This is a genomic window from Paenarthrobacter sp. TYUT067 (genome assembly GCF_023656375.1).
Classification (GTDB): domain Bacteria; phylum Actinomycetota; class Actinomycetes; order Actinomycetales; family Micrococcaceae; genus Arthrobacter.
On sequence record NZ_JAMOIT010000002.1, the window covers coordinates 40,632 to 67,515 of the forward strand.

The 26,884-nt window shown below is 60.3% G+C and carries 18 protein-coding genes and 2 pseudogenes; 13 read left to right on the forward strand and 7 right to left on the reverse strand.

Going from position 1 to position 26,884, the window contains the following annotated elements:
* Positions 1-210 precede the first annotated feature (210 nt).
* Genes mtrA through MOD31_RS01700 form a run of 3 tightly spaced genes read left to right on the forward strand, consistent with a single transcriptional unit; the run spans position 211 to position 4,560 of the window.
* On the forward strand, positions 211-885 hold the full coding sequence (gene mtrA / locus MOD31_RS01690) for an MtrAB system response regulator MtrA (RefSeq protein ID WP_090818324.1): 675 nt from the start codon (positions 211-213) through the stop codon (positions 883-885).
* A complete protein-coding gene (mtrB, locus tag MOD31_RS01695; RefSeq protein WP_142938552.1) occupies positions 857-2,845 on the forward strand; it encodes an MtrAB system histidine kinase MtrB in 1,989 nt (662 codons plus the stop codon). The genes mtrA and mtrB overlap by 29 nt, the downstream gene beginning before the upstream one ends.
* Positions 2,842-4,560, forward strand: coding sequence for an LpqB family beta-propeller domain-containing protein (locus tag MOD31_RS01700; RefSeq protein WP_166840125.1), 1,719 nt, complete (start codon positions 2,842-2,844; stop codon positions 4,558-4,560). Before mtrB ends, MOD31_RS01700 begins: the two co-directional genes overlap by 4 nt.
* Before the next feature lie 453 nt (positions 4,561-5,013).
* Here MOD31_RS01700 and MOD31_RS01705 read toward each other — a convergent pair whose 3' ends face one another.
* The gene (locus MOD31_RS01705; RefSeq protein ID WP_250819800.1) at positions 5,014-5,217 is read right to left on the reverse strand and encodes a hypothetical protein; all 204 of its coding nucleotides are present in this window, start codon (positions 5,215-5,217) and stop codon (positions 5,014-5,016) included.
* Positions 5,218-5,403: 186 nt separating this feature from the next.
* Between MOD31_RS01705 and MOD31_RS01710 the strand changes: the two genes are divergently transcribed.
* The 4 genes from MOD31_RS01710 (at position 5,404) to secA (ending at position 10,626) form a co-directional block, all read left to right on the forward strand.
* A complete protein-coding gene (locus MOD31_RS01710; RefSeq protein WP_250819792.1) occupies positions 5,404-5,652 on the forward strand; it encodes a phosphoribosyltransferase in 249 nt (82 codons plus the stop codon).
* Between the two features lie 142 nt (positions 5,653-5,794).
* A complete protein-coding gene (gene hpf / locus MOD31_RS01715; protein ID WP_142938555.1) occupies positions 5,795-6,523 on the forward strand; it encodes a ribosome hibernation-promoting factor, HPF/YfiA family in 729 nt (242 codons plus the stop codon).
* 29 nt (positions 6,524-6,552) lie between these two features.
* Positions 6,553-7,842, forward strand: coding sequence for a winged helix-turn-helix domain-containing protein (locus tag MOD31_RS01720; protein ID WP_166840129.1), 1,290 nt, complete (start codon positions 6,553-6,555; stop codon positions 7,840-7,842).
* Positions 7,843-7,884: 42 nt separating this feature from the next.
* Positions 7,885-10,626, forward strand: coding sequence for a preprotein translocase subunit SecA (secA, locus tag MOD31_RS01725; protein WP_142938557.1), 2,742 nt, complete (start codon positions 7,885-7,887; stop codon positions 10,624-10,626).
* Between the two features lie 97 nt (positions 10,627-10,723).
* On the opposite strand, the gene MOD31_RS01730 is transcribed toward secA, so the two are convergent.
* The gene (locus MOD31_RS01730) at positions 10,724-11,146 is read right to left on the reverse strand and encodes an Rv3235 family protein (RefSeq protein ID WP_223940541.1); all 423 of its coding nucleotides are present in this window, start codon (positions 11,144-11,146) and stop codon (positions 10,724-10,726) included.
* Positions 11,147-11,304: 158 nt separating this feature from the next.
* The gene (locus MOD31_RS01735; RefSeq protein ID WP_250819710.1) at positions 11,305-12,078 is read right to left on the reverse strand and encodes a hypothetical protein; all 774 of its coding nucleotides are present in this window, start codon (positions 12,076-12,078) and stop codon (positions 11,305-11,307) included.
* A 149-nt stretch (positions 12,079-12,227) separates the two neighbouring features.
* Between MOD31_RS01735 and MOD31_RS01740 the strand changes: the two genes are divergently transcribed.
* Complete coding sequence (locus tag MOD31_RS01740) at positions 12,228-12,815, forward strand: hypothetical protein (protein WP_223940539.1); 588 nt, start codon at positions 12,228-12,230, stop codon at positions 12,813-12,815.
* Here MOD31_RS01740 and MOD31_RS01745 read toward each other — a convergent pair.
* Positions 12,812-13,033 (reverse strand): helix-turn-helix domain-containing protein, encoded by a 222-nt coding sequence (locus MOD31_RS01745; RefSeq protein WP_142938660.1) that lies wholly within the window; start codon positions 13,031-13,033, stop codon positions 12,812-12,814. The two genes, MOD31_RS01740 and MOD31_RS01745, sit on opposite strands and share 4 nt — an antisense overlap.
* Before the next feature lie 155 nt (positions 13,034-13,188).
* Between MOD31_RS01745 and MOD31_RS01750 the strand changes: the two are divergent.
* From MOD31_RS01750 to MOD31_RS01765, 4 genes and pseudogenes are all read left to right on the forward strand, one after another.
* Positions 13,189-13,829: pseudogene (locus MOD31_RS01750) on the forward strand (SAF domain-containing protein).
* Complete coding sequence (locus MOD31_RS01755; protein WP_250819711.1) at positions 13,826-15,139, forward strand: chromosome partitioning protein; 1,314 nt, start codon at positions 13,826-13,828, stop codon at positions 15,137-15,139. The pseudogene MOD31_RS01750 and the gene MOD31_RS01755 overlap by 4 nt, the downstream one beginning before the upstream one ends.
* Positions 15,140-15,196: 57 nt before the next feature.
* Positions 15,197-20,053: an NAD-glutamate dehydrogenase gene (locus MOD31_RS01760; protein WP_142938563.1), complete on the forward strand. Its 4,857-nt coding sequence runs from the start codon at positions 15,197-15,199 to the stop codon at positions 20,051-20,053.
* Between the two features lie 31 nt (positions 20,054-20,084).
* Positions 20,085-21,554, forward strand: a complete 1,470-nt coding sequence (locus MOD31_RS01765; protein ID WP_142938564.1) for a sensor histidine kinase — start codon at positions 20,085-20,087, stop codon at positions 21,552-21,554.
* Between the two features lie 110 nt (positions 21,555-21,664).
* Here MOD31_RS01765 and MOD31_RS01770 read toward each other — a convergent pair whose 3' ends face one another.
* A complete protein-coding gene (locus MOD31_RS01770; protein WP_003804966.1) occupies positions 21,665-21,913 on the reverse strand; it encodes a WhiB family transcriptional regulator in 249 nt (82 codons plus the stop codon).
* Positions 21,914-22,265: 352 nt separating this feature from the next.
* On the opposite strand from MOD31_RS01770, the gene MOD31_RS01775 reads away from it, so the two are divergent.
* On the forward strand, positions 22,266-22,652 hold the full coding sequence (locus tag MOD31_RS01775; protein ID WP_208096048.1) for a hypothetical protein: 387 nt from the start codon (positions 22,266-22,268) through the stop codon (positions 22,650-22,652).
* Positions 22,653-22,690: 38 nt separating this feature from the next.
* Here MOD31_RS01775 and MOD31_RS01780 read toward each other — a convergent pair whose 3' ends face one another.
* Together MOD31_RS01780 and MOD31_RS22030 are read right to left on the reverse strand one after the other, a co-directional pair.
* Positions 22,691-25,384 (reverse strand): FtsK/SpoIIIE domain-containing protein, encoded by a 2,694-nt coding sequence (locus MOD31_RS01780; protein ID WP_250819793.1) that lies wholly within the window; start codon positions 25,382-25,384, stop codon positions 22,691-22,693.
* A gap of 921 nt (positions 25,385-26,305) precedes the next feature.
* A pseudogene (locus tag MOD31_RS22030) lies at positions 26,306-26,827 on the reverse strand (FHA domain-containing protein); the annotation flags it as partial.
* Between the last annotated feature and the right edge of the window lie 57 nt (positions 26,828-26,884).

Here is a 26,884-nt window from a genome sequence, read left to right on the forward strand (position 1 = left end):
TAAGATCCGGCCCGCCGACTCCCGACGTCCCCCACACGGACCTTCGCACCCAGCCTATAGTCCCGCCGTCGTCCCTCATAGCCTGCCGCCCGCGCGGCCATCACGGAGCGTGGTGAATAACAGTGCAGTACGGTGGAAGTGCCCCGGGGGCGCCATGCCGTGCGCTGCGCCCAACGGGACAAAGACTTGGCGATAAGGGAATATATAACTATGAAGGCACGCATTCTGGTAGTTGACGACGACGAAGCACTCGCAGAGATGATTGGCATCGTCCTGCGCAATGATGGCTTCGAGCCGGTGTTCTGCGCAGACGGCGGCCAGGCCTTGGAGATCTTCCGCTCCTCGAAGCCGGACCTGGTGCTCCTGGACCTGATGCTCCCGGGCTCGGACGGGATCGAGGTATGCCGCCAAATCCGCGGCGAGTCGGACGTTCCCATCGTCATGCTCACCGCAAAATCTGATACTTCGGATGTGGTTCGTGGCCTTGAATCCGGCGCCGATGACTACGTGCCCAAGCCCTTCAAGCCCGCTGAGCTTGTAGCGCGGGTTCGTGCGCGGTTGCGGCCCGGGGACCAGAAGGCCCCCGAAACCCTGCGCATTGCCGATGTCACTATTGACGTTGCAGGTCACTTGGTGACCCGGGGCGGAGAGCGGATCTCGCTGACTCCCCTTGAATTTGATCTCCTGGTTGCGTTGGCCCGCAAGCCGTGGCAGGTGTTTACACGTGAACTTCTGCTTGAGCAGGTGTGGGGATACCGCCACGCCGCCGACACGCGGCTGGTCAATGTCCACGTCCAACGGCTGCGCTCCAAGATTGAACGTGATCCCGAAGCGCCCGAGGTCGTTTTGACGGTGCGTGGTGTCGGATATAAAGCAGGTTCCTGAGTCGCCGGTCGGAAAGACCGGCGCGGAGGGCGAGAACCCGGGGGCCAAGGATCCCGGCGCGGCCGGAGTCGAGCATGTGACCCCGGCACAGTCAGAGTCCCCGGAAACTTCCCCTGAGCCAGTGGGCGCCACCCACGAGCGGCCCGCCAGGAACACCAAGAGTCTTTCCTGGCTCCTGTCCCGGGCACGGATCTGGACACGCCGCGGCCTGATTCTCGTCCTTCGGATTACGCGCCTTGTGTCTCTTGGCATGAGGCAAATCAGGCCAGGACTGCGCTTCGTCTGGCGTTCACTGTTGCGGCGTTGGCGCCGGTCCTTGGAGTTCCGCACGGTCCTCACCACATTGCTTCTGGCAGTGACGTCATTCGCCATTGTGGGCGCATACCTGTCCAACCAAATCGCCAACAACCTGTTCCAGGAACGGCTGGCCCAGGCGGAATCCGAGTCACGGTTCAACGTCAAACAAGTACAGGACACGTTCGACGGCGCGCAGGTCACCGACCAGTCAAGCGTGATCACCCTGGTCTATGACACGTTGACTGCCGTGGAAGGCCGCGGCTCGGTTATACAGCGTAGATACGTTTTTGAAGCCGCCCCGGAACAAACAAAACCCCGTAACCGGTGGGTCGAGTCACGTGCTTCGGACCAACTAACGGTCCGCGTCATTCCCCCCGAGCTGCGCAAGGCCGTGCAAAGCGGTGGCAAGCAGCAATTTTGGGCCTCCACACAGTTCCCGGTGGGAAACGAGGACAGACCCGGTATTGCCGTGGGGAACCTTGTCACATTCAACGGAACAGCCTACGAGCTATATCTGATCTACGACCTCAACACAGCCCAACAGACACTGGACGAGATCCAGAACGTCCTGTGGGCGGGTGGTGCGGCACTTGTCCTCATGATTGGTGCCATCGCCTGGTACGTGACCCGTAACGTCGTCAGCCCGGTAAGCCATGCTGCCGTGGTGTCGGAAAAGCTTGCTGCCGGCCAGTTGCAGGAACGCATGGTGGTCAAGGGGGAAGACGAGGTCGCGAGATTGGGCGCGTCCTTCAATCACATGGCCGCAAGCCTCCAGGAACAGATCACCCAATTGGCCACCCTGTCGCAGATGCAACAGCGCTTTGTGTCCGATGTATCCCATGAACTGCGTACCCCACTGACCACCGTGCGCATGGCGGCCGAGGTTCTGTTCGATGCCCGCGAAGATTTTGATCCCATGAACAAGAGGTCGGCAGAGTTGCTCTACCACCAGGTTGAGCGCTTTCAGTCCTTGCTGTCGGATCTGCTGGAGATTTCGCGGTTTGACGCTGGAGCCGCCGTCCTTGATGCAGAACCGCAGGACATCTTCCAAGTGATCTCGCACGTCATGGAGGGTGCGGCACCGGTTGCTGCGGAGTACGGCTCCGAAGTGCGACTGAACGCCCGCCAGAAGAGCATCATCGTGGAGATGGATTCGCGCAGGATCGACCGGATTCTCCGTAACTTGTTGCTCAACGCCCTGGAACACGGCGAGGGAAAGCCAATCCACATCTCCGTTGCGGCCAACCATGATGCTGTAGCGGTGTCAGTAAGGGACCACGGTATTGGGATGACCCAGGCTGAGGCTGCCAGGGTTTTCGACCGGTTCTGGCGGGCAGATCCTGCACGGGCCCGGACCACCGGTGGAAGCGGACTGGGCCTCTCCATCGCTGCCGAGGACACCAAGCTCCATAACGGCTGGCTCCAGGCATGGGGGCGAAAGGGCGCCGGTTCCAACTTCCGGTTGACACTTCCGTTGCGGCAAGGCGGCACCATTGTGAAGTCTCCCCTTCAGTTGGAGCCTGCGGACATTAAATTTCCCGGGTCGCCAAGCGAACGGCAGATGCTTGTACTGGCCCCGGAATCCGGCAACACTCCGGCGCAACCCCAAGCCGCCGGGGGAGATCCCGGTCCCGGCGAGGGCAGAACAGGGGAGATCTCATGAGTGCGGGAAGGTCACAACGCGGCAGGGCAGTGGTCGCATTGTTTGCCGTGCTGATGATTCTGCTGGCTTCCTGCGCCCAAATTCCCCGCTCCGGGCCTGTTGGCAAGAGTAAGGACGAGGGCGCCGGCAATCCCAACGCCCCGGTCTTTTTCCCTGCCGCTCCGCGTGCAGGTTCCAGCCCGGAGACCGTGATCGAGGATTTCTACATGGCAGGTAGCGGTTATGAGGATGACTACCCCGTGGCACGCCAGTTCCTGACGCAGGCGCAGTCGGTGACGTGGAAACCGGACAAACGCGCCTTGGTGTTTCGCGAGCAACGGGTAGTCAAGGCAGCGGGGGAGAACGAATACCTTTACGAGCTCGACGTTGCCTATTCAGTGGATGCTGACGGCGTTGCAACGCAGTTCCCTCCCGGAACCAAGGAAACCATCCCCTTGACGCTCGAGCAGGTGGAGGGCGAATGGCGTATTTCCAAGGTGCCCGATGGCACCGCCATCCCCGAAGAGACGTTCAAAGTGATTTACGGGGCCAACCCCATCTACTTCTATGACCCGACGTTTACCTACGCGGTGCCGGACTATCGATGGTTCATCAAGAAGAACACCGTAAAGTCCATGACCAGCGCGTTGCTTGCCGGGCCGGCCCCTTACCTGCGAGGGGCCGTGGTCAGCGCCTTCCCATCGGGGATGAAGCTCGCACGGGAATCTGTGCCGGTTGTTTCCGGCGCAGCTCAGGTGGACCTCTCAGCCAAGGAACTCTTTGACGCCTCCGCCGAGGACCGGCAGAGGATGCAAAATCAGTTGGCACTGACGTTCCGTAGTCAGCCCGATGTCATTAACGTTCAGCTCCGTGCCGACCAGGACCTGGTGCGTGTTGAAGACAACGGGACAGTTCTGCCCCCGGTGCTGGACAAGAGTGTTCCTGCCCGCCAGATCGCAGTGAACAATGGCGATCTGGTGCGCTACGAGAACAACAGGGTCACTCCGCTGCCGGACATACAGTCGGTTGCCGGGCTTGGTCCCCACTCGCCCGCTGAGTCGCCGGTCTCCCAGACCGCTGCTTTCCTCAACGGCGACAAGACGACGCTTTACTCCATCGAACCAGGGCAGGCAGCGCGACAGCTAACCACCAGAAGCACTCTTACCGGACCCTCCTTCAGTCCGAACGATTGGGTCTGGACAGCGGGGCCCGGTGCAACCGGTGCCGCCGAAGTTGTGGCTTACAAACCCACAGGGATAGCTCCAGGTGCCGCGATTCCCAGTGTCACCATGACGCCGGCCTGGCTCACGGGACGAACAGTCAAGGATTTCAGGGTTTCCCGCGAGGGAACCAGGGCCTTGGTCATTTCCGAGGCAAACGGTAAATCCGCCGTGCAGATCACGGGTATCGTCCGCAACCCGGACGGTGTTCCCAAGGACCTCACGCTTCCCATCACACTGCTCAGTAATAGTGCTGCCGATCAAGGCGCCTGGGTCAACGGGTCCACGGTGGCGGTGATGTCCGGCTCGGCTACTTCAACAGTGGTTCCGGAACTCCTGTCGCTGGCATCCGGTGAACCGCAGCAGTTGGCCCCTTGGGATGGCCTGACCAGCCTCAGCGTCGGAAACGGCGCCGAGCAAATTTACGGACAGTCGGCTGCAGGGATCTTCCAACGCGTCGGAAATGGCTGGGAGCTCCAGCTCAAGGGACCTACCGAACCAGCCTTCCCGGGCTGAGCGCCCGGTGCCAGTTTCCCTCCTTTATCCACATAGCTCCCCTCGTGCCCTCTTCAAGGCGAACATCACGTGCAAACTGCCAGAATGACGTTCTCCTCCCTTGGTCCATGGTTCCGTAACAAGTACCTCCGCCGTATCGATCCCGACCTCGGTGTTCCTGAAACTGCCGGGGCGCGGCGTCGTGGCCCTTTTCGAGGAAGAACGGGCCGGATCATCGCCGCCCTGCATGGCACTGTGGTTGACCTGCTGGCAGTGCTCATCCCTGTGGACTGCGTCTGCTGTGAGACGGAAGATGCGGTGCTTTGCAGCAGTTGCGCAAGAAGAATCCGTCAGCTGTGCAGGCAGCCATTTCGGGCCGAACTTGAGTCACCCGCTTTGATTGACATCAATGGAACAGCGAAGATCGGGGTGGTGGCGGCCGGGCCGTATCGGGATGAGCTCGCCCGTTGCCTCCTATCGTTCAAGAGCTACGGCCAATGGCGCCTTGCCTCTGTTCTGGCTCCCTGTTTGGCCAAAGCCGTGGATGCTGCCATCGGGGGCCGCTCCGGCTACTGCCTGGTGCCCGTTCCCAGTAGTGGTAAGGCGTTCCGGAGGCGAGGATTCAGCCCGGTACACCTTCTGCTCTTTTTCCTCCGAATCCGCCGAATGCTGCTCCATTGCCCCATTCTTGACGTGCTGGAGAAGTCGGGGGAGTGGAGCGTATTTGTGGCGGGCCCCGACGCTGTCCGGCAGAGAGCGGCCCGCCTTGGTGACGAAGTTCTGGGACGTGCTTCCGGTGGATATGGAGGCGGAGGTCAAAAGGGGCTCGGAAGAGGTGAGCGCGCCCGCCGGGTCCGAGGATCCATGAGAGTACGGCGGGGACAAGCGGACAAGCTCAAAGGCCGCAAATGCATACTTGTTGACGATGTCCTGACCACTGGTGCCACACTCGCTGAGGCGGCAAGGGCGGTCACGGCTGCCGGTGGCCTAATATCAGGCGCTGTTGTACTCGCAGCCACGAGGCCACCAGCCTACGCTTCCGCAGCGGCCATGGACCACCCCGGTTCGGTCCTTAAGACTCAATCAAAAAATAAGTGGCTAAAGGATGAATAACCGGTGGCGATGAACTAACGTCGGTTGTGGGTACCAAGAAAAGATGTACCTGTCGATAGCGGCTCGGAAAGGGGCTCGACTGTCCGTCAGACAAGCCCCCAACAGCGCCGTTGTCGTGTCACCTGAGTTATTGGAGGGCACCATGGAGTTCATGATCAGCGGACGAAATCTGACAGTTTCTGACCGCTTTCGCGAATATGCCGGCGAAAAAATCTCAAAGATTGAATCGCTGGGGGATAAGGTCCAGCGGGTTGACGCAAAGGTTTCCAAGGAAACCAACCCCAGGCAGACGCCTGGCGAGCTCACCGTAGAAGTCACCGTCCTGGGCCGGGGCCCCGTTATCCGTGCCGAGGCCACAGCCGCCGACAAGTTCGCTGCCTTCGACCTGGCGTACAACAAGCTGCTTGAGCGGCTTCGTCGTGCGAAGGACCGTAAGAAGGTGCACCACGGCCGCCACACACCCAAGGCTGTGCGCGAAGCCACGGCCACACTTGAACCAGCCAGTACGAGTGAGCCGCTTTACGTCGAGGCAAGCAATCATCATGAGTCCGCACCGGCGGTAGATGAGCGGTCTCCTTACGACATCGAGAACGACATTCCGGCAGGCGACTCACCTGTCCTGATCCGCCGGAAAGTATTTCCCGCAGCATCGCTGACCCTCGATGATGCTGTGGACAACATGGAGCTTGTTGGACACAACTTCTACTTGTTCCTGGACAAGGAAACGAACGCGCCGTCGGTTGTGTATCGGCGCAGTGGCTGGACCTATGGCGTGATCACCCTCGACTCCAACTGCGAGCCCGGCGAGGAAGCCGTGGAAGAGAAGATCCACGCCTACCGCTCCGATGATCAGGCCGCCACAGCCAAGTAAAGCCTCATCTTAGGTACGAAGGGACTTCAATGACCGTTTCGCTGAGCCTTTCACAGGCACGGCGGATCGCATTGGCAGCTCAAGGATTAGCGAAGGTCCGGCCCACCGGCCCCGTGACTTCACGGGCGGTGGGCCGGACCTTTGCCCGGATCCAGCTTGTCCAAATCGATTCAGTCAACGTTGTGGCGCGAAGCCACTACCTTCCATTCTTTTCCCGGCTTGGCAACTACGATCCCCTCATCCTCCAATCGATGGCCAGCCGCAAGCCACGCAAAATGATGGAGTACTGGGCACACGAGGCGAGCTTTATCCGGCCGGAGCATTTCCAGGACCTGCTCGTATGGCAAAAGCGGGCGTGGGTGGGCGCACACCGTCTTGATCCGGCCGTACGGCAGGACATGGAAGACCGCATACTGATTGCGCTCACTTCAGGGCCTCCCATGACTGCATCCGAGTTGACTGCAGAACTCGGTCACGACGAGGACCCGGACCGTGATAACTGGGGCTGGAACTGGAATATCGTCAAACGGGTGCTGGAGCACCTCTTCGAGGAAGGCCGGATTTCCGCCGCTTCCAGGACAGCGCAGTTCGAGCGAAAATACACCCTCACTTCCCGGGTTGTTCCAGACGCCCAACCGCCCGAAGGCGATGCTGAAGCGTCCCTTGACCGGCTCATGGATGCAGCCGCGCGAGCCCACGGAATTGGCACGGTAAGGTGCTTCTCCGACTACTTTCGGACGCCCTTGAAGGCGGGCGCGGGTTCGGTGCAACGCCTGGTCCGCGCGGGCCGTCTTGAACGCGTTAGTGTTCGGGGATGGGACAGGGAAACCTTCCAACACGTCGATGCCACCTTGCCGCGAAAAGCAGCAGGCAGGGCCCTCCTGAGCCCATTCGATTCCCTGGTCTTCGAAAGACGGAGGCTGGAGGAGTTATTCGGATTCCATTACAGGATTGAGATCTACACCCCTGCCGCCAAGAGACGTTTCGGCTATTACGTCTTGCCGTTCCTGCTCAGGGAAGCCATCGTTGCCAGAGTGGACTTGAAAGCCGATCGGATATCCCGTCAGCTTCTGGTGCGCTCCGCCTTTGGTGAGATGGACGCGCCAGCGGATACCGCCGTCGAACTTGCCGCGGAACTCAGGCTCATGGCAACGTGGCTCGGCCTCCAGGAGGTGGTCGTCTGGCCAGCGGGGGACCTCGCCGGAGCGTTGTCCGAAGCCCTGGCGAACGATGGTCCTGCCCCGGGAGAATACGTCCAGCCGGGCAGTCCGCTCAGAGGTGAACCCGGCAACGTGGCGCTGGTCTCTCCCGTAGACTGAAACAGCCAGAATTCGGCAGCATGAGACTGGGAGCAATTTCACGTGGCATCACTAATCGAAAAACTTCTCCGCACGGGTGACAAAAAGACACTCAAGACACTGCGGAACTATGCCGATTCCATCAATGCCCTGGAAGACACTTTCAAGTCCTTCACGGACGCTGAAATCCGCGAGGAAACGGACCGGCTAAGGTCGCGCCACCAGGACGGCGAAACCTTGGAAGCACTCCTCCCGGAAGCCTTTGCCGCTGTCCGTGAGGCCTCCTCCAGAACGCTGGGAATGAGGCACTTCGATGTCCAGCTCATGGGTGGCGCAGCCCTCCACCTGGGCAATATCGCGGAAATGAAAACGGGTGAAGGCAAGACCCTCGTTGCCACAGCTCCCGCATACCTCAATGCGCTGTCCGGCAAGGGTGTCCACGTTGTCACGGTGAACGACTACCTCGCCGAATACCAGTCCGAACTCATGGGCAGGGTCTACCGTTTCCTTGGCCTTACCAGTGGTTGCATCCTGTCCAACCAGGATCCCACGGTACGCCGCGAGCAGTACAACGCTGACATCACCTACGGAACCAACAACGAATTCGGCTTCGATTACCTGCGCGACAACATGGCCTGGGATGCCAGCGAACTGGTCCAGCGCGGGCACAACTTTGCGATCGTGGACGAGGTGGACTCCATTCTGATTGACGAAGCACGTACACCGTTGATCATTTCGGGTCCTGCGCAAGGCGACACCAATCGGTGGTACAGCGAATTTGCCAAAGTTGTCCTCCGCTTGCAGCCTGACGTCGACTACGAGGTGGACGAGAAGAAGCGAACCGTGGGCGTGCTGGAAGCCGGGATTGAGAAGGTAGAGGACTACCTCGGCATCCAGAACCTCTACGAATCTGCCAACACGCCGTTGATCGGCTTCCTCAACAATGCGATCAAGGCAAAGGAACTGTTCAAGCGGGACAAGGACTACGTCATCCTCGACGGCGAGGTGCTGATCGTTGACGAGCATACCGGCCGTATCCTGGCCGGTCGTCGCTACAACGAAGGCATGCATCAGGCCATCGAGGCCAAGGAAAACGTAGAGATCAAGGCAGAGAACCAGACGCTCGCTACGGTGACGCTGCAGAACTACTTCCGCATGTACTCCAAGCTCGCTGGCATGACCGGTACGGCTGAGACCGAAGCCGCAGAATTCATGAGCACCTACAAGCTCGGCGTCGTTCCCATCCCCACAAACCGCGACATGCAGCGCATCGACCAACCGGACCTCGTCTACAAGAACGAGGTAGTTAAGTTTGATGCTGTCGTTCAGGACATCGCTGAACGGCATGAAAACGGCCAGCCTGTACTGGTGGGTACCACCAGCGTTGAAAAGAGTGAGTACCTCTCGAAGCTCTTGGCCAAAGAAGGCATCCGGCATGAGGTGTTGAACGCCAAGAACCACGCGAGGGAAGCGTCCATCGTTGCCCAGGCCGGACGAAAAGGCGCAGTTACGGTAGCAACCAACATGGCGGGCCGAGGCACTGACATCATGCTCGGCGGCAACGCCGAGTTCACTGCCATCGCCGAACTCGCCAAACGTGGGTTGGATCCCGAGGAAAACTCGGAAGAGTACGAGGCCGCATGGCCCGAGGCCCTGGCTGCAGCCAAGCAGGCCGTCAAGGACGAGCACGAAGAAGTTCTGGACCTCGGCGGACTGTACGTGCTTGGCACCGAGCGCCACGAATCCCGCCGGATCGACAACCAGTTGCGCGGACGTTCCGGACGTCAGGGTGACCCTGGCGAATCCCGTTTCTACCTCTCCCTCACGGACGACCTCATGCGGTTGTTCAACTCAGGTGCGGCCGAACGGCTGATGAACAGCTCCGTTCCCGACGACGTAGCGCTGGAGTCGAAGCTCGTATCCCGCGCCATCGCGTCGGCGCAAGGCCAAGTAGAGGGTCGCAACGCCGAGCAGCGCAAGAACGTCCTCAAGTACGATGACGTCCTCAACCGCCAGCGTGAAGCCATCTACGGCGACCGTCGTCGCATCCTCGAAGGCGATGACCTGCACGAAAAAGTGCAGTTCTTCTTGGAAGACACCATCAACTCACTCATTGATGCCGCTACGGCCGAGGGGTCAGGTGACGACTGGGACTACAACCAGCTGTGGGCAAACCTGAAGACCCTGTACCCGGCAACGGTTACCGCCGAGGAAATCATTGACGAAGCCGGCGGTAAGTCCAGGGTCACGGCAGAATTCCTGAGGGAGGAAATCCTCTCTGACGCCCGGCTTGTCTACCAGGCGCGGGAAGAATCCATCGGCGCCGAGAGCATGCGTGAGCTTGAGCGGCGGGTTGTGCTTTCGGTCCTTGGGCGTAAATGGCAGGAACACCTCTACGAGATGGATTACCTCAAAGAGGGAATCGGACTTCGTGCCATGGCCCAGCGTGATCCCCTGGTGGAATACCAGCGCGAAGGGTTTGTCATGTTCCAGAGCATGATGGAAGCCATTCGTGAGGAAAGTATCGGATTCCTCTACAATCTGGAAGTCGAAGTAACACCAGCCGAAGACGTAGTGGTGGCAGACGATTCGGCTTCCGGCGCACACACAGAGCACCACGATCCTCAGATCCGTGCGGCGGGCCTTCAGGCGCCGGAGAAGCCCGCGCAGCTGCAGTACACCGCGCCCGGAGAAGACGGAGCGACCCAGACGCGCATTGAGGGTAGGGCATCGGGCCGGTCCGGAAATCCTGCTAAAGCAGCAAGTCAGGATCAGCGGAAACAGGCAAAGAAGAAGCGTCGCTAAGCGGTTTCCGTAACGAGGTCACAGCAAAGGGTGAAGCCCGGACGGAACGTCCAGGCTTCACCTTTTTTGCTTTCTCTCAAAGCACGATCGGTTGGGCCTACCCTATTTCCAGGGCGGTAACCTGCCAAACACCGTCCAGCCGCTCCAGCCTCATGGCGACGGCACGGCAACGCTGCTCCTCAGCGACGACGATGCTTGCTTCACAGATTGATTCGGAAATGGAACAGACCCGAACCGAACGCACCATGGGACTACGGTGCGGTTGGGCAGTACCTCGGCTCCTGGCTGAGTGTTTTCGGGTCAATGCTGCCCGATGCTGGAGCGACAGATAACACTCGGCGTCCAGCGAGCGTGAGAGCTGCTGGACGGGACGGGTTCCCGCCAGTACTTCCAAGGTTGCCTGCGCGATGCTTCGGGCAACAAGCCGGACGTCGATGTCCGAGCCGCTTTGGCCGGATGCTGGTGCCGTATGTTGCGTGCTCCGAGGGCCTGCTGGCCGGGTTTTCGTTGCAAGGGTCATGGTCATACCTCTGGCATTCACTACATGAGTTGCAGCGTGGGGACGCTTTACTCATTGGCTTCTGCTGGGATGACACTACGGATTGGCTTTGAGATGTGAAGGTTGTCCCTGAGCGGACGGTCCTTATGGAGGAAGCGGGCACTGAAGTCCCGGCCTTACTAGCTTGGTGCCGGGGGCTGAAGAACCTGCCCCGGGAGTAGCACGGTGGGGTCCCCTCCGATGACTGCCCTGTTGGCGGCATACCACTTGGGCCACGTCAACGCGACGTCCACGTCGGTTGCAAAGGGTCCGAGCCGGGAGGCCGCAATCGACCATAGCGAGTCGCCATCCTCAACAACAACGGCGGCTTCTCCCGCTGGGGCGGTTGAACGTGTGGACTGGCGGCTTAGCAACCCCGGGTCAACCACGGGGGGCCGGGGTTGCCAGCGCGGGTCATGAGGCCGGGATGCTGAAGCATGGGCATCGTCTACAGATCGCGGGATGGAACTCGCGCGGTCCAAGGAAGCCGGAGTCCACGCCGCTTTTCCCGGCGCCCTATGAGGAGAGGCGCTTTGCCAGCCAGGTTCCGGTGGTGCGGCATCTGCTTGGGCTATTCCCGCGCCCATGAGATTCAGGCTCATGACGGCCACCGCGAGCCGCAACATAAAGGCGGGGCTGAACCGTGAAAGGAGGTGGGCGCTCTTCTTGTGCCCAACCCGATGCAACAACGATGCCAGGAAAGCGATGAAGAACGTCAGTGCCCACCAGATGACAACAGAAAGTCCCACTGCGTTGGCTGAGAAGCCGAGAAGATGTTCGAAGGTAAGGGTCTGACCATGCCGCTCCGCTGCCTGCCACTGCGTAAGCAGCACATTTCCCGTAAGTACCAAGGACAGTCCCAGCCCAAGAACAAACGCTGCCAGGGCAGAGTCACTACGCAATACTTTTGCCACTAAAAGCCCCCATGCTCCCTTTGATGCAATTTGATGCGGTTTGATCTATTTGACTCATTCTGAACATGTTTGCAGTGCCTTGTCCAGTTGCAACCCTGATGTACCTCTCCGATTCGTCGCACATCCTTCATGCAGCCTAGTCTGACCACATGAGATGGGACTCTCTCTTTAGCGATCTGGAAGCACAATTCTCGGCGGGGCGCGCCTTGGAAGCCGAACTCGAGATCACAGAGCGGGCAAGGGTTGAGCTGGCGGGCATCGAATTGGCTGACCGTCTGCGTGGGGCCTTCGGAGCGGACATCAAGGTCGTTCTGATTGACGGCAGGGTCCTACGAGGACGGTTGAGCCACGTGGGCGGCGAATGGCTGGTCTTGACGGAGCGAGCGCGGGAGTGGTTACTGCCCTATCCCTCCGTTGTGACATACGAAGGACTCGGCAGGGTAGCGCTGAAACCTGCGTCCCGGATACAGCAGTCGCTGGGCATCGCCTCAGCACTGAGGGCACTGGCACGCGATCGTGCCGAGCTGGTGGTTCATCTGAAAGTAGCGGCACGTGATGGATATGAGCTGCAAGGAGTAATAGACAGGGTCGGCCGGGACTACCTTGACCTTGCGGTGGTTCAGAACGGTGAATCGCGCCGGCCCGGCAGGGTGGCTGCGGTAATGACCATTCCCTTCAGTTCGTTGGCAGCGCTTTGCTCGGCGGGTAACCAGGACTTCAGGAGCGGCGGGGACTAAGACCGGTTGGTTTTGGCCTTGGCCTCTTCGATCATGCGGCCAGCTTCTGCATAGCGGTCTTCGATATATTGCTCCAACATCTTCTCTTCGATACGCCACTGTCCTCGGCCACCCACTTGAATGGCCTTCAGCTCGCCACTCCTAACCAGCGCGTAGGCCTGTGGCGAGTTGATTTGTAGTTGTTCTGCGACGTCCGCAAGAGTCAGGAATCGGGGCATGGCTTCATTTTGCCACCGTTGCTGATGTTTGGTGTAGTTATCCACAGTTTCGGCCCATTTGAGGCCGGTGGCCTTGGCTCCGCGAAAATGCGCCGGTAAGAATGAGGAGGCAGGTGCTTCCACCATGCCGTAACTCAAAGCGGGGAAGCAGGAAAATGGGAGAAAGTATCGGCGTGGCCGCGAGGCTAAGGAAACCATCATGGAAAGATCCGCGGCTTCTTATCGGTCTTTTGCTGGTCCTGGGTCCGTCGCAGGCGTCATTGCCTTGGTGGGCACCGCAGACAGGACAACCCAGGTCTTCGCCGCCCGGGAAGACATCGCGGTAGGTCAGGTGGTCACGGAGGCGGACCTCTCCATTGTCAAAGTTCGTTTGGATGACGTTGAGGCCGGCTACATCACTGTGGAACAAGGGCTTGCGGAGAGCAGCGTGGCACTGCAGCGGATGGCAAAGAACCAGTTGATCCCTCGGGCAAGCCTGGGAGTCGCCGATGCGTTGGACCGCAAACCTGTAGCGATTGCCTTGGAGGAAGAACTCCCCCCGCAGGCCGTTCCAGGCGCCAGGGTGGACGTGTGGGTCTCCATGCCGGGTGCAAGCAGCGCTTTTGACGCGCCGGAGATGCTCCTGCCGAGCGCAGAAATTGCCGCGGTGACTCCTGGGAGTACTACGTTGGGCTCGGCCAGAACAACTGTGGTGATGGTGCTGGTGACGGATGAACAAATGCCGAAATTGTTGGGCGCCCAGGCGAACAGGGCCAAGGTCTCCGTCGTGTGGAACCCCACGGGCGTTGTTCGATGAGCATTCCTGTAGTGACCGTCGGCTCCGCTCAGGAAGCTGTAGTGGGCGGGTTGGAGCGCCTCCGCGGTCCCGTAACGGTTGTGCGCCGTTGTTCGGAGCTTGCTGAGCTTATTGCTGCTTGCCAAAGCGGCCTCGCGGTTGCCGCCGTCGTAGCGGAGGGCTGCGAGGAACTCACCACCACGCTGGTTGATCGTCTTGGGGCGGTGGGTGTCTCAATCATCGCCCTGACGGACGATCCAGCCGAGGCCAAACGTCTGCACTCCATAGGTGCCTTACCGGCTATGACGGGCATCGAAGCCGGTGACTTGGCGGCCAAAATATCTGAGGCCGTTGGCAGGGGGAGCCGGCAAAGCCTGCCTGCCTCCGCCCGAGACACCGGATTTGCCGATCCTGGGGCAGAGCTGCGCTCGATGCCGGAATCGGACCGCAGGGATGAAGAGACTCCGCAGGGAGGCGGCCGGATCATTGCCGTGTGGGGGCCGATCGGCGCCCCCGGAAGGACGTTCCTTGCTGCCAACATCGCGGCGGAGTTGGCCGCGGAAGGCAAATCAGTCCTTCTGGTGGATGCGGACAGCTACGGCGCAAGCATGTCGGCGGTGCTCGGCCTTCTGGAGGAGTCGGCTGGTTTTGCCCAGGCTTGCCGACTGGCGGACCAGGGACTGCTGGATGGTCAAGCCCTCAGGGCGGTGGCGATTCCTGTCTTCACCAAGGGAGGAACTTTTAGGGTGCTGACGGGTACAACCAGAGCGGATCGATGGACCGAACTCAGGGCGGGAGCCGTCGCGATGGTTCTGGATGCGGCGCGGCAACTAGCGGATCATGTTGTGGTGGACACAGGTTTCTGCCTTGAATCAGACGAAGAGCTTAGCTTCGACACTATGGCTCCGCGTCGGAATGCCGCCACCCTGCGGAGCTTGGAAATGGCTGATGTTGTGTTTGCCGTTGGTTCCGCCGACGCGATTGGAGTGCCACGTTTGGTACGGGGACTGGCGGAGCTTGAGGCTGCGGTCCCGGAGGTATCTCCCCGGGTCGTGTTGAACAAGGTGAAGCGCTCGGCAGTTGGCCATTCGCCCCGGCAACAACTGGACGATGCGTGGGACCGATACGGCCCCGGAGTGGGCGTGGACGCCTACCTTCCCGCTGACCCCGTGGCATGTGACGCGGCTTTACTCACGGGTTCAGTATTACTGGAAGTAGCCCCCGACTCGCCCCTGCGAAAGGCCATAGTAGGGCTGGTCTGTGCACCTGTCCAGCAAAAACAGGATTCCTTTGGCCGAACTATCAGAGCTTTGCGTCTGCCAAAGCGCTAGGCTCGCCATGTGGGCTGCAGAGTCGCAGCAATCAACATGTGATGGAGGCGTTTGTCGATGTCGTCAGGATCCAGCGTGGAGGATCGGTCCGATGCAGCAGTTGTCCGTGAAGGGTTCTTCGGTGACTACTATGAACACCTTGCAGAGGAGGATTCACGTGCGTATTCGCCCGAACTCTTGATTGCGCGGGCTACAAAGCACAGGGACATCGCCCAGTCCCGTCTACCTGGGAATGCAGTCGTCAAAATCGCCGGTGAGCCCGAGCGAAGTGTCGTTTACATCGTCACTGACGATATGCCGTTTCTGGTCGACTCCGTCAATGCAGAGCTTGTTCGCCAGAACTGCGCCATCCGGCTGGTCATGCACCCTCTGTTCGTGGTCACCCGTGATCGCAAATCCGGCGAGCTCACCAGTATCTCCAGGGTCCCCTCCAATGTCGGCATTTCCAGTGGCGACACCGCAGCACTCCCCAGCGTGGCCCATCTGCTGGGCGATGGCGATAACGCTTCCCACATGGAGTCATGGATCGCGGTTGAAATTGACCGGATAGGTGACGACGCGCGGGAAGAATTGATCGCAGGGCTCCAACGTGTCCTCGGCGACGTCAGGGCGGCAGTGGAGGACTGGCCCAAGATGCGCAGCAAGGCGCTCGAGCTGGCCGAGGCATTGGGTGGCGTGACGCACCCCGAGCAAGTGGCTGAGCTCAGGCAGGCACAAGACCTTTTGCGTTGGCTGGACAACGGAAACTTCACGTTCCTGGGCTACCGCGAATACGACCTTGTGGATGAAAACGGTGAGGACGTTCTTCAGCTCCGGGAAGACAGCGGCCTGGGCCTCCTGCGTGCCGGAGACACCACGCGTCAAGTCCAGCACCTCACGGATGCGGGCCGGAAGCGTGCAAGGGAAAAGCGTGCTTTGGTGATCACCAAGGCCAATTCGCGCTCCACTGTGCACCGACCCGCCTATCTCGACTACATCGGCGTCAAGAGCTTTGATGCGTTGGGCAACGTCAACGGGGAACGCCGCTTCATCGGCCTCTTCGCCACGAGTGCATACACCGGATCCGTGCGCAGCATCCCGATTGTTCGGGACAAGGTGGACGCTGTTCTTCGTAACGCCGGCTTCCCCATTGACTCCCACTCCGGCAAGGACCTTCTGGGAATCCTCGAAACGTATCCCCGCGACGAACTCTTCCAGATCGAGATTCCGGACCTTGCCTCCACGGCCACCGGAATTCAACGGCTCCAGGAACGCCGGCGGACCAAGCTGTTCTTGCGCCCGGACATTTACGGCCGCTTCATGTCCGCAGTGGTCTACCTGCCTCGTGACCGTTACACCACCAGTGTTCGTCTCCGAATCGAGCAGGAGCTTCGCGAAACATTCCATGCCGAGAGCATCGACTACGAGGCCCGGATCACTGAATCTGCCTTGGCCCGTGTTTTCTTCAGGATCAGGTTGCCCCGCACAGCTGAACTGGCGGAAGTGGACGTAAAAGAGTTGGAACAACGTCTGATGCGCGCCTCCAGATCGTGGAGTGAAGGTATCTCAGAGGTTCTCCGCGAGCACAGGTCTTCGGCGGATGCCGACGTTTTGTCAGCACTCTGGGCCGAGGCATTCCCTGCAGGCTACCGTGTTGACTACGAAGTGGAAGACGCTCTTGAGGACATTGAGCGCTTCGAGAAATATGGAGCGGAGGCAGAGCGGGCAGGCCGGGTAACCAAGCAGATCAGGCCTGGCGTCCATGTGTATCTCCCTGAGGGCGCCGGTGAGGCCTTGGAAGAGGATGCCCGCGTCAAGCTCTACTTGATGGAGCCCAAGAGCCTCAGCCAGATCCTTCCCTACTTCCACAATCTCGGCCTTGAGGTCCTGGATGAGCGGCCCTTCGAGATTGAGACCTCGGATCACCGCGACTTCTTCCTGTACGATCTCGGACTCAAGTACCCCGTGGGTGTAGACCCGTTGGCCACGGGAGATCTCCTGAGCGATTCCTTCGGCGCAGCCATCACCGGCGCTGTCGAGTCGGACAACTTCGATCGGCTGGTACTCCGCGAAGGAATCCACTGGCGTCAAGTGGTGGTGCTCCGCGCCTACGCCAAATACATGCGGCAGATGGGCAACACCAACTCCTTTGGGTTCATCGCCGATACGCTGCTTGGCAATCCTGATGTTGCGCGGGGGCTCAACGAACTCTTCTCCGCGCGGTTCGATCCCACAGTTGCTGAAGAGCAGCGGCCCGAGCGCCAAGCTGCAGCCCGGGCAGCCCTTGCGGAGTCGATTGAGCAGGTGGCCACGTTGGATGCCGATCGCGTCCTGCGAACTTTCGTGAACCTTATTGAGGCGACTCTGCGGACCAATTACTACCAGAACAAGGAATACCTCAGCTTTAAGCTGGACCCCACATCGATCGATGGTCTTCCTTTCCCGCGCCCGATGTACGAGATCTGGGTCTACTCACCGAGAGTTGAAGGCGTGCACCTGCGGTTTGGAAAGGTAGCCCGCGGTGGCCTTCGCTGGTCCGACCGTCGGGAGGACTTCCGGACGGAGATTCTGGGACTCGTCAAGGCTCAGACCGTCAAGAATGCCGTCATCGTCCCCACAGGTGCCAAGGGTGGCTTCTTCGCCAAGAAGCTTCCCAACCCGGCCGCGGACAGGGCAGCTTGGATGGCCGAGGGAATCGAGAGCTACAAGACTTTCATTCGAGGCCTGTTGGACATTACGGACAACCTCGTTACATCAGCAGACGGCGAAAGGCTCGTGCCGCCGTCGGACGTTGTCCGGCACGACGGCGACGATTCCTACCTCGTGGTGGCAGCAGACAAGGGCACGGCAACGTTCTCCGACACCGCTAACGGATTGGCGGCCGAATACGGATTCTGGCTTGGTGACGCGTTTGCCTCGGGCGGGTCGGTGGGCTACGACCACAAGGCTATGGGCATCACCGCGCGCGGGGCGTGGGAATCAGTCAAGAGGCATTTCAGCGAGCTTGACCTCGACACCCAGACCGAGGAATTCACAGTAGTTGGCGTCGGCGACATGTCCGGTGACGTCTTCGGCAATGGCATGCTGCTTTCCCGCCATATCCGGCTGCTCGCCGCCTTTGACCACCGCCACATTTTCCTTGATCCCGCACCTGATGCGTCCTCATCGTTTGACGAGCGCCAAAGGCTCTTCGAACTGCCCCGGTCTTCCTGGGACGACTATGACCGGTCGCTGATCAGCGAAGGCGGCGGCGTTTACCCCCGTCAGGCCAAGACCATCCCGGTCTCGGAGCAGGTACGCAAGGCGTTGGGTCTGCCCGAAGGAACGACGCAGCTAAGCCCGCCGGAGCTTCTCCGCGCGATTTTGCTGGCGCCGGCTGACCTTCTCTACAACGGTGGTATCGGCACTTACGTCAAGGCCAGCACTGAAACGCATGCTGCCGTGGGCGACAAAGCAAATGACGCTATCCGCGTGGACGGCCGGGATCTGAGGGTCAAGGTTGTTGGCGAAGGTGGAAACCTGGGCCTGACGCAAAGGGGCCGCATCGAAGCCGCATTGCAAGGCGTCATCCTGAATACTGACGCAATCGATAACTCTGCCGGCGTGGACTGCTCCGACCATGAGGTCAATATCAAGATCTTCGTTGACCGGATGGTAGCGGCCGGCAAGCTTGACGCGGCGGAAAGGGCCGGCTTCCTGGCCGATATGACCGATGAGGTGGGACGGCTTGTCCTGCAAGACAACATTGACCAGAACATTTTGCTTCTGAACGACCGCACACGGGTCGCGGACTGGAGCCCAAGCTACGAGCGGCTCATGGACTGGCTGGAGAAGTCCGCCGATCTCAAGCGCGATCTGGAAGCACTTCCCACCACAGAGACTCTCCGGTCCAGGCTGGAACAGGGGCAGGGTCTTACGTCTCCCGAACTTGCGGTCCTGGCCGCATACGCAAAGATCGAACTGGCTGCAGCGTTGCGGGATAGCAACCTTGCCGATGATCCGTGGTTTGCGGACACTATTCGTGACTATTTCCCGAAACAGCTGCGGGAGAAATTCGACGCTGAGCTGGATACGCACCCGCTGCGGCGCGAGATCATCGCCACAGTAGTTGCCAACGACATCATCAACCTGGGCGGCATCACATTCGCTTTCCGGGCCATTGAGGAAACCTCGGCCAACGAGGTAGCCGTTGCCAAAGCCTTCGTTGCGCTGCGTGAAATCTACGATCTTGATCCGATGGTGGCCGAGCTGAATGCGCTTCCCGCATCATTCCCGACTGAACACTGGAGTGAAGTCCATTTGGACATCCGGCGGTTGCTGGACCGGGCAGTGCGTTGGGTGCTGGGGCAAGGGATGGCGTCGCAGCCTATTTCGGACGTGGTGGAATCCTTCAAGCCCTTGTTGGCCCCACTGAGGGCCAAGCTTCTGGACTACCTTCGGGGTGAGGACAAGGTCCGCATTTCGGGCTGGTTGGACAAAGCCCGTGGCTGGGAACTTCCGGACCACCTCGCGAAAAGGTGGGCGGAGTTGTTTGAAAGTTACGCGCTTTTGGACATCGCGCGAATCGCCGAGACCGGAAGCGAAGGCGTCGAGGATGTAGCGCACGTTTACTACACGGTGTTCAACCGCTTCCACGTGGATTCACTTCTGGAACGCATCAGTTCCCTGCCCCGCGATGACCGCTGGCAGGCCCTGGCACGGGCAGCCCTTCGCGACGACTTGTACTCCACAGTGGCTGACATGACGACGTCGGTCCTTGAGTCGACGGAGTCCGGCACCGTGGCTGAAGAACGCCTTAAGGCCTGGGAAGGGCAAAATGCTGAGCAGCTGGCACGCGCCAAGACCATGTTTGACGAGGTCAACGCGCTGGAAGCCGACGACATGGCCTCACTGTCGGTAGCATTAAGGCTCTTGAGGTCAATCGTTCGACGCTAGGGTCAGTCCCGGCGTCGCAAATGGAGGTGCAGTGGCAATCTTTACAGACCCCATCAGGGAACACGCTGATTTCGGGCCTGGGGATGCCGAATGGCTGCACCTCCTCGTCGGCGACTGGCAAATGGTCGCTGACTTGGCTTTCGCGGACCTCGCTTTGTGGTTTCCGCACCCGGAATTTGGCTACATCGCCCTCGCCCACGTCCGTCCGTCGACATCGCATACGGTGTTCCACGCGGACTTCGTGGGTGAGGGCATACGCTCGGATCTGCGCCCCCTAGTGGATAAGGCGTGGAACAGCCGGTCGATTGAACGTTCCAGCGAAACGAGTTGGAGCAGCGAGATGGCACTCCGGGTAGAGGCTGTGCCGATGGTGCGCAACGGCCGGACTCTGGCGGTTGTGACATCGCATATGGACTTGTCCAGTTCACGCATGCCATCGAGGCTGGAACTCACCTATCGCCAGTGCGCCTATGACCTCCTGCGGATGGGTACGTTGGGACTATGGCCCGACTTTGCCTCCCCAACGGGCTCGCGTCGCGGAGCACCTCGAGTCGGCGACGGCCTCATCCGACTCGACGCCGAAGGCATCGTCCAATACGCCAGCCCCAATGGCGTTTCCGCTTTCCGTCGACTCGGCGAAGTTGAGTCCTTGGAAGGCCGTTCTTTGGCGGAGGTGACGGCCGGCCTTCTGAAGGACCGGCGCATGGTGGATGAAACGCTGCCCTTGGTGGTCACGGGGCGCATGCCTTGGCGCAGCGAAATTGAGTCCAGGGGTGTCAGCCTTTCACTCCGAGCCATCCCTTTGCGCGATGAGCAGCACCGCTTCGGAGCCCTTGTCCTGTGCCGCGACGTCTCTGAATTGCGTCGCAGGGAAATGGAACTTGTTACCAAGGACGCCACGATCCGGGAAATCCATCACAGGGTCAAGAACAATCTTCAGACGGTGGCAGCCCTTCTGCGAATGCAATCACGGCGAATGGTCAGCGACGAAGCCAAGCAGGGCCTCGAGCAAGCGATGAGGCGCGTAGCCACCATTGCCCTCGTTCATGAAACTCTTTCTCAGGGGCTGACGCAGAGCGTCGACTTCGACGAACTGATCGGGCGCCAGTTCCGGCTTTCTGCGGAAGTAGCCTCCCCGTCCCAACAGGTGCGGACGGAACGCTCAGGAATGTTCGGCGAATTGCCCAGCGATTTCGCCACTCCGCTGGCTTTGGTCATCAACGAACTGGTCACCAACGCTGTTGAGCACGGACTCGAGGGGCGGACAGGAACCGTATGGCTCCTGGCCGACAGGGCAGAAGGGGACGGAGACGACGAATTCCTGACTGTGACTATTGCAGACGACGGCGTTGGACTGCCTGACGGCCAATACACCGAGGGTCTGGGCTTGCAGATTGTTCGCACACTCGTGACAAGCGAACTTGGAGGGTCCATCCAGTGGATCCCGCGCGAAGGGGGCGGAACCGCCGTCGAAATCGTCCTCAACCTTGCCAGGGCTTAGCCCCCGGGGGCAGGAGACTGACTCCCGGGGGCGGGAGTCAACGAGAAGCGCGAATAAGCCAACGAAAAGGCCGCGGACCAAACGGTCCGCGGCCTTTTTCGGTCCGTGGGTTAGGAAGCGCGACGTGCGCGTGCAGCGCGGCGCTTGAGCGCGCGTCGTTCATCTTCACTCATGCCGCCCCAAACACCGGCGTCCTGTCCGGACTCCAAGGCCCACTGAAGGCAAGTGTCCACAACGGGGCAGCGGCGGCAGACGCTCTTGGCTTCCTCGATCTGCAGAAGTGCTGGTCCCGTGTTGCCGACTGGGAAGAAGAGCTCCGGGTCCTTGTCGAGGCAGGCTGCGCGATTACGCCAATCCATGCTGATCAGTCACTCCATTCGTGAGAACTAGAAGGGCCTTTTGTGAAAACATTCACGAGAGGCTCCAAAGGAAAGGGGCCCGCATGGGCCCCCTTGGTCGTCTGAGTCAAGCGTTTCATGTTAACGCCTTGTAAACAAGGGGTGTTAGTGGTCGAAATGCTCGGAATCCGTGAGCGATGCATCACATCAGCCGCCAGTGCCCTCACTGCTAGATGACTATGTCCGGTAGTGTGCCAGTGTGTCAAGACCTCCCGAAAACCCAGCCCAGCCCGTGTCCGGCCCGGACGGTAGCGATGATTCCGGCGCGACCGGGAACAACGCTTCAAGCTCATCTGGCGTAGCTCGACCGCCGTTGGGAATTGTGATCATTTCAGTGGTTGTACTGCTCGAAGCACTAGCTCTCCTCGGTGCCGCCGCATGGTACGCATATGAACTGCTGCGTGGTGCTCCTGTACTGACTTTTTGGGGGGCAGTTTTCACTCTAGGGCTTTTGCTGGCCTTCTCCGTCTGGTTATTCGCCGTAGGCCACTTCCTCTACCGTGGCTATAGGTGGACGCGGGCGGCTGCGCTCGTGGCCCAGTTGTTTGTCCTCACCATCGGCTTTCCCACCATGACCGGCGGGCTGGTGTGGCAGGGACTGGCAATGTTGCTCCCGGCACTGGCTGCGATCGTCTTCCTATTTCAGAAGGATGTTGTGGCTTATGCCTCACGGACCGGGGGAGCGTCCGCGGCACTGTGATGACCGGCGGTCCCTTCCGGTGCGGCGTGCTTACGGCTTCAATGGATTTTGCCAGACGGCGGAAAACCTGAAGTGAAGACGCCCTGAAAGGGGATTATCTGCTGCCCGTTGACCAGAAACCCGCGCCCTGGACGCCCGGCGCGATCGGCCTCAAGCCGGACGCCAAGGAGATCTCCGTCGTGGGGTGTCCCGGGCGCCAACACCAATCCCATGCTGGAAGCCTGCGCTTCCTTTGCGAACGGCAGATGTAAAAGCAGGGACGGCCCTGGTGTCGCTGTCATGATGATGCCGCGGACTTTTCCAACCAAGCCAGCCAAAGCCTGGCGCCCTTGGGCATCCAGTGTCTCCGCGTCGTCCACCAGCAGAATGCTGTTGGCGCAAAAGCTACCCGCTGCAGCCTTGCGCGCGACCGAAAGCCAAAAAGTCCCAGCCGTCGACGCGTCCGGCGGGTATACCCACGGAAACGAAGGGTTGAGAGCAAGCAGTGACGCCAAGGTGGAGCTCTTTCCAGATCGTGGCGTGCCAAGGATAGTGCTGACCCCATTTTCGCGGAGAGGCATGGACACAGGGTCGGCTTCATCTCCGCCGACGCCGATCCATAGCGGGCCCTGCAAATGACCGTAGGCGGCTTGTGCGCTCTCCGGGCGGGCTATAGCCGCGACGCCGAATCCGCCCGGCACTTCCCGTGCGCGTAAGGCGGCCACTAGGGCCTGAAGGTCCCTGACGTGAAGAAGGTCGGGGAGTGGTCGCACCCTAAAAGGCGGTTCGGAAGGCTCGAGATCATCGAACGGCCAGCGCTCGTTGGACGGAGCCCCGCGAAACTGAGCCACGGTTCCGTCTTCTTTGGCAAACTTTCCCATGACGACGGCCCTCCCGGGATGTGATTGCACATCCGGGAGCCGCGGCCAGTGGAACCGCGACTCTTCGGTGGATCCCAAAGGGAAATACGCGCGGTTCTGTATTGCAGCAAAAAAGCGCGAGCTGACAAGTTCCCTTTCCCCTGAAATGAGAACAGTGACGCCAAGGGAACCACCGTCCCTGACGATGTCCTGCAGGATTCCTTCTGCGTATCCGAAGGGCCCGCTCCGGATTGCTGCAGCCCACGAGCACCACCCGGCCACGATCAAGACCAAGGGTGAATTGCCTGCCTCGAAGACACCAGCGCTTCGTCGACGTTCCATTTCTTCGGCGAGGCGTTTCAAGACCCGCGTGGCCAAGGGCAATTGGTGCAGGCCCACCACGGCGCCAATCCGGCCCTCAGGACCGAGGTGCCCAAGCGCGCCCGTCGCATCCAGGATATAGACGTGGGGTTGGGGTCTCCGGGTAGCAAGCATCGCGGATGCAGCGATGAAAGACTCCCGCATGCCACTGGAGTCGCTGCCTATCATTGCCAGATGTCCGTCTTCGGAAGGCGACCACACCAGCGGTTCCACAACTTGGTGCAGTGGCCTATCGATCATCGCCAAGGGGCCGACTGTCCAACGGTCCTTCTCATCGGACCCATCTCCTTCATCAACAAGAAGCTGTTCGTGCCACGGAATTGATGTGGTCAGTGGCGCCGCAATCGGACGCCGGGGGAAGGGCTCGCCTAGTACCCGCCAAGCCTCGCGAACTATTGAGACGACCCCTTCGGGACCGGTATTCGGGGGAGAGCCTTGCTCATTGGCCGCATACCGCACGTCGGAATGCTGTAAGGCCCGCGAAGCCGATTGCACGGCCTGCTGCGAACCATCAGGTCCTGCGCCGGATGCTTCACTGTCGGGGGAGAGCGCGAGAGAGGCTGTCTGAAATTCTTCGGGGCTACTCGACGCTTTGGCAAGGTATGCCCGCCCAGGAGTCTCTACCCGTATGGAGGCGGCGGCCTTCGTATTGATGATGTCCATGGACTCTGCTTCCGTTTGCACTCGCATGGCTATGCTGGACGTCACATTTGCCCGGATATCTGCGGTGAGTGCTCCCTGCGGCCTCTGCGTAGCCATCACTAGGTGAATGCCCAGTGACCGCCCGATAGTCGCGATACGCATTAGCTCGCGGAGTGTGTTTGGGGTCTCGTCCACCAGGACCCGGAATTCATCAATCACGAGGACCAGATACGGGATATTCGGGTCGGTGACGGAGCCCGCTTGCCGATACTGCGCAAGATCAGACACGTTGGCCGCAGCGAACAGCTCCTCGCGGTACCGGATCTCTCCGCGCAGTGATACAAGGGCGCGATCCACATGGTGCCTGCTGAGGTCTGTCAGGAGTCCGACGCAGTGCGGAAGCTGAGCAAGTGGTTGCAGTCCCGACCCGCCCTTGAAATCCAGGAACAGGAAAGTTGTGTGATCCGGAGAATGGCTCAACGCGATGGAAGACACCAGCGTCCTCAGGAGCTCGGATTTACCTGCGCCGGTGGTTCCGGCAACCAGAAGGTGGGGGCCGTCGAGCCTGAAGTCAAAGGTCACTGGGCCGCTGTTACCTTTACCCAGCGTCGCGATTGGCCCGTTTCGCCCGGACGTCTCGGTCCACTTACGAAGTACCCTGCGTTGCCCGTGGGGAAGCAACTCAGCCAATGAACACTCCTCCGGAATCACTGCGCCCTGCCCCGGGTCTTCAGCGAGGGACGTGGCGGAGGACTTACGGCAGAACCTGTCGAAAACTTGCGCTGACACCAGGTCCGGTACAAACGATCGGCGCTCGCCATCCGTCTCCACATAGCCGGCACTTCCCGAGGGTGAAATTTCAACCACCACCGCCGAACGTTGTAACGAAACGCAGCAATGTAGCACCTGCCACCCGGAGGATCGTGCGGCTTTCAGGAGGGATGACCATAATTCCGCGTCATCAGGTAGGAAATCATCGACCATGAAGAGCCTGCCGCCCATCTTCCCGCTTCCGCGGTGCAGGGCGGCAAGGACGGTTTCCGGGCTGATTGCCAGCGTAACGCGGGGGAGAAACCGGGCACTCAGTGGCAACCTTCCCGCTCGTCCAAAAACAACGACAGGCGTTTCCGCGGCAGCGGGGAAACTGGCTAGCTGCATCAATAGGAAACGAAGCAAGCCATCTGTATGGTCCGGCTGTCCGCACAGCGCCACTTCGGGATACCTGGGGTCCAACGTTATCGCCGCCGCCCCAATGGTGGGCTGCCGAAAGTCTGGATCATCAGGAGTCAGTCGAATGTTTGCCACTGTTTGAGTGACTCCGATACGAAGCCATACATCTGGCCCATGTGCGTGGGATTCTGCCGCCGAAGCCGCAGGCCGGGTGACGGCTGGATCTCTTGTGGCAGGTTCCATTGCCAGTTGTTCCACAGGGGAGGGGTGATGAACTGCCAAAACCAACTCGGCGGCCGATGGCGAGCATCGGTGTCGGCGTTCTATGTCGTCCTGGACGGCGCGCGATATGGCCAGTTTGCCGGCCAGCCGCCCTTTCCGCCCTGCGATCAACGGGACGAGAATGCTCATTGCTGAAATGGCGGTGAACCCCAAATACATCCACATCCCCGTAGCCAGGGAGAGGCCGATTCCCGCTACCAAGGGCAGGCCGGCAGCCAAGGCCATGGCCCGGCGATTTCCTTGGCGGCGGGTATGGCGTACTTCCAGCGGTTCTTCAATCGACAGCCCTGCGTCGACGGATATAGGTGGGTAAGAACCGCCGTCCATGGCGACTGTGAAGGTGGAGTTGCCACATCGCACCGTTGATGAGGAAGAGAGCAAAGTACGATTGGTGGACCGATCGTCCACGAACACCGGATTCGCACCGCTTACCGCCCTCACCGCGAGAGCTGTACTGGATACTTCCAAAATGGCGTGTTCCCTGGACATCGCGGGATCAGACACAGGAATGTCCGGCGACGCCCTTCCGATTCGGTATCGGCCACGGTGAATCCGGAAGATGGAACCCGCTCCGGGGCCTGTGTGGGTAAGCAGCATCAGGGACCTAAACAGGATCCTCCCTCCTCGATGAGGCGGAGCATCATCCACAAGGACGGCCCCTGTGATGAGAGGCGGTTGTCCCACCGTCAGAGAGCTAAGGAGGCGTCCGCCGACGGACAGGACGCCTGTCCCACGCGCGTCGGTGAGAAGTTGCTGCACCCGCGTACCGGATGCGCCCACCGGGACGGCGATGCTTAGTTCTTCAGGCTCCGCCGTTTCAGCAGCACCAGGGGCGCGTACCAAGGTGCACTCCAAGGCCATGGCTCTCCCTCTACGTCGTGGCGGTGATCAAGTGTGGGGTTGATACGAATCACGCTA

Excerpts from the sequence above, each read along its gene's own strand:
- mtrA (WP_090818324.1), top strand. The coding sequence starts at position 211 with ATGAAGGCACGCATTCTGGTAGTTGACGACGACGAAGCACTCGCAGAG.
- MOD31_RS01700 (WP_166840125.1), top strand. The coding sequence starts at position 2,842 with ATGAGTGCGGGAAGGTCACAACGCGGCAGGGCAGTGGTCGCATTGTTT.
- MOD31_RS01705 (WP_250819800.1), bottom strand. The coding sequence starts at position 5,217 with ATGGAGCAGCATTCGGCGGATTCGGAGGAAAAAGAGCAGAAGGTGTAC.
- MOD31_RS01710 (WP_250819792.1), top strand. The coding sequence starts at position 5,404 with ATGAGAGTACGGCGGGGACAAGCGGACAAGCTCAAAGGCCGCAAATGC.
- hpf (WP_142938555.1), top strand. The coding sequence starts at position 5,795 with ATGGAGTTCATGATCAGCGGACGAAATCTGACAGTTTCTGACCGCTTT.
- MOD31_RS01720 (WP_166840129.1), top strand. The coding sequence starts at position 6,553 with ATGACCGTTTCGCTGAGCCTTTCACAGGCACGGCGGATCGCATTGGCA.
- MOD31_RS01730 (WP_223940541.1), bottom strand. The coding sequence starts at position 11,146 with ATGACCCTTGCAACGAAAACCCGGCCAGCAGGCCCTCGGAGCACGCAA.
- MOD31_RS01740 (WP_223940539.1), top strand. The coding sequence starts at position 12,228 with ATGAGATGGGACTCTCTCTTTAGCGATCTGGAAGCACAATTCTCGGCG.
- MOD31_RS01745 (WP_142938660.1), bottom strand. The coding sequence starts at position 13,033 with ATGCCCCGATTCCTGACTCTTGCGGACGTCGCAGAACAACTACAAATC.
- MOD31_RS01755 (WP_250819711.1), top strand. The coding sequence starts at position 13,826 with ATGAGCATTCCTGTAGTGACCGTCGGCTCCGCTCAGGAAGCTGTAGTG.
- MOD31_RS01760 (WP_142938563.1), top strand. The coding sequence starts at position 15,197 with ATGTCGTCAGGATCCAGCGTGGAGGATCGGTCCGATGCAGCAGTTGTC.
- MOD31_RS01770 (WP_003804966.1), bottom strand. The coding sequence starts at position 21,913 with ATGGATTGGCGTAATCGCGCAGCCTGCCTCGACAAGGACCCGGAGCTC.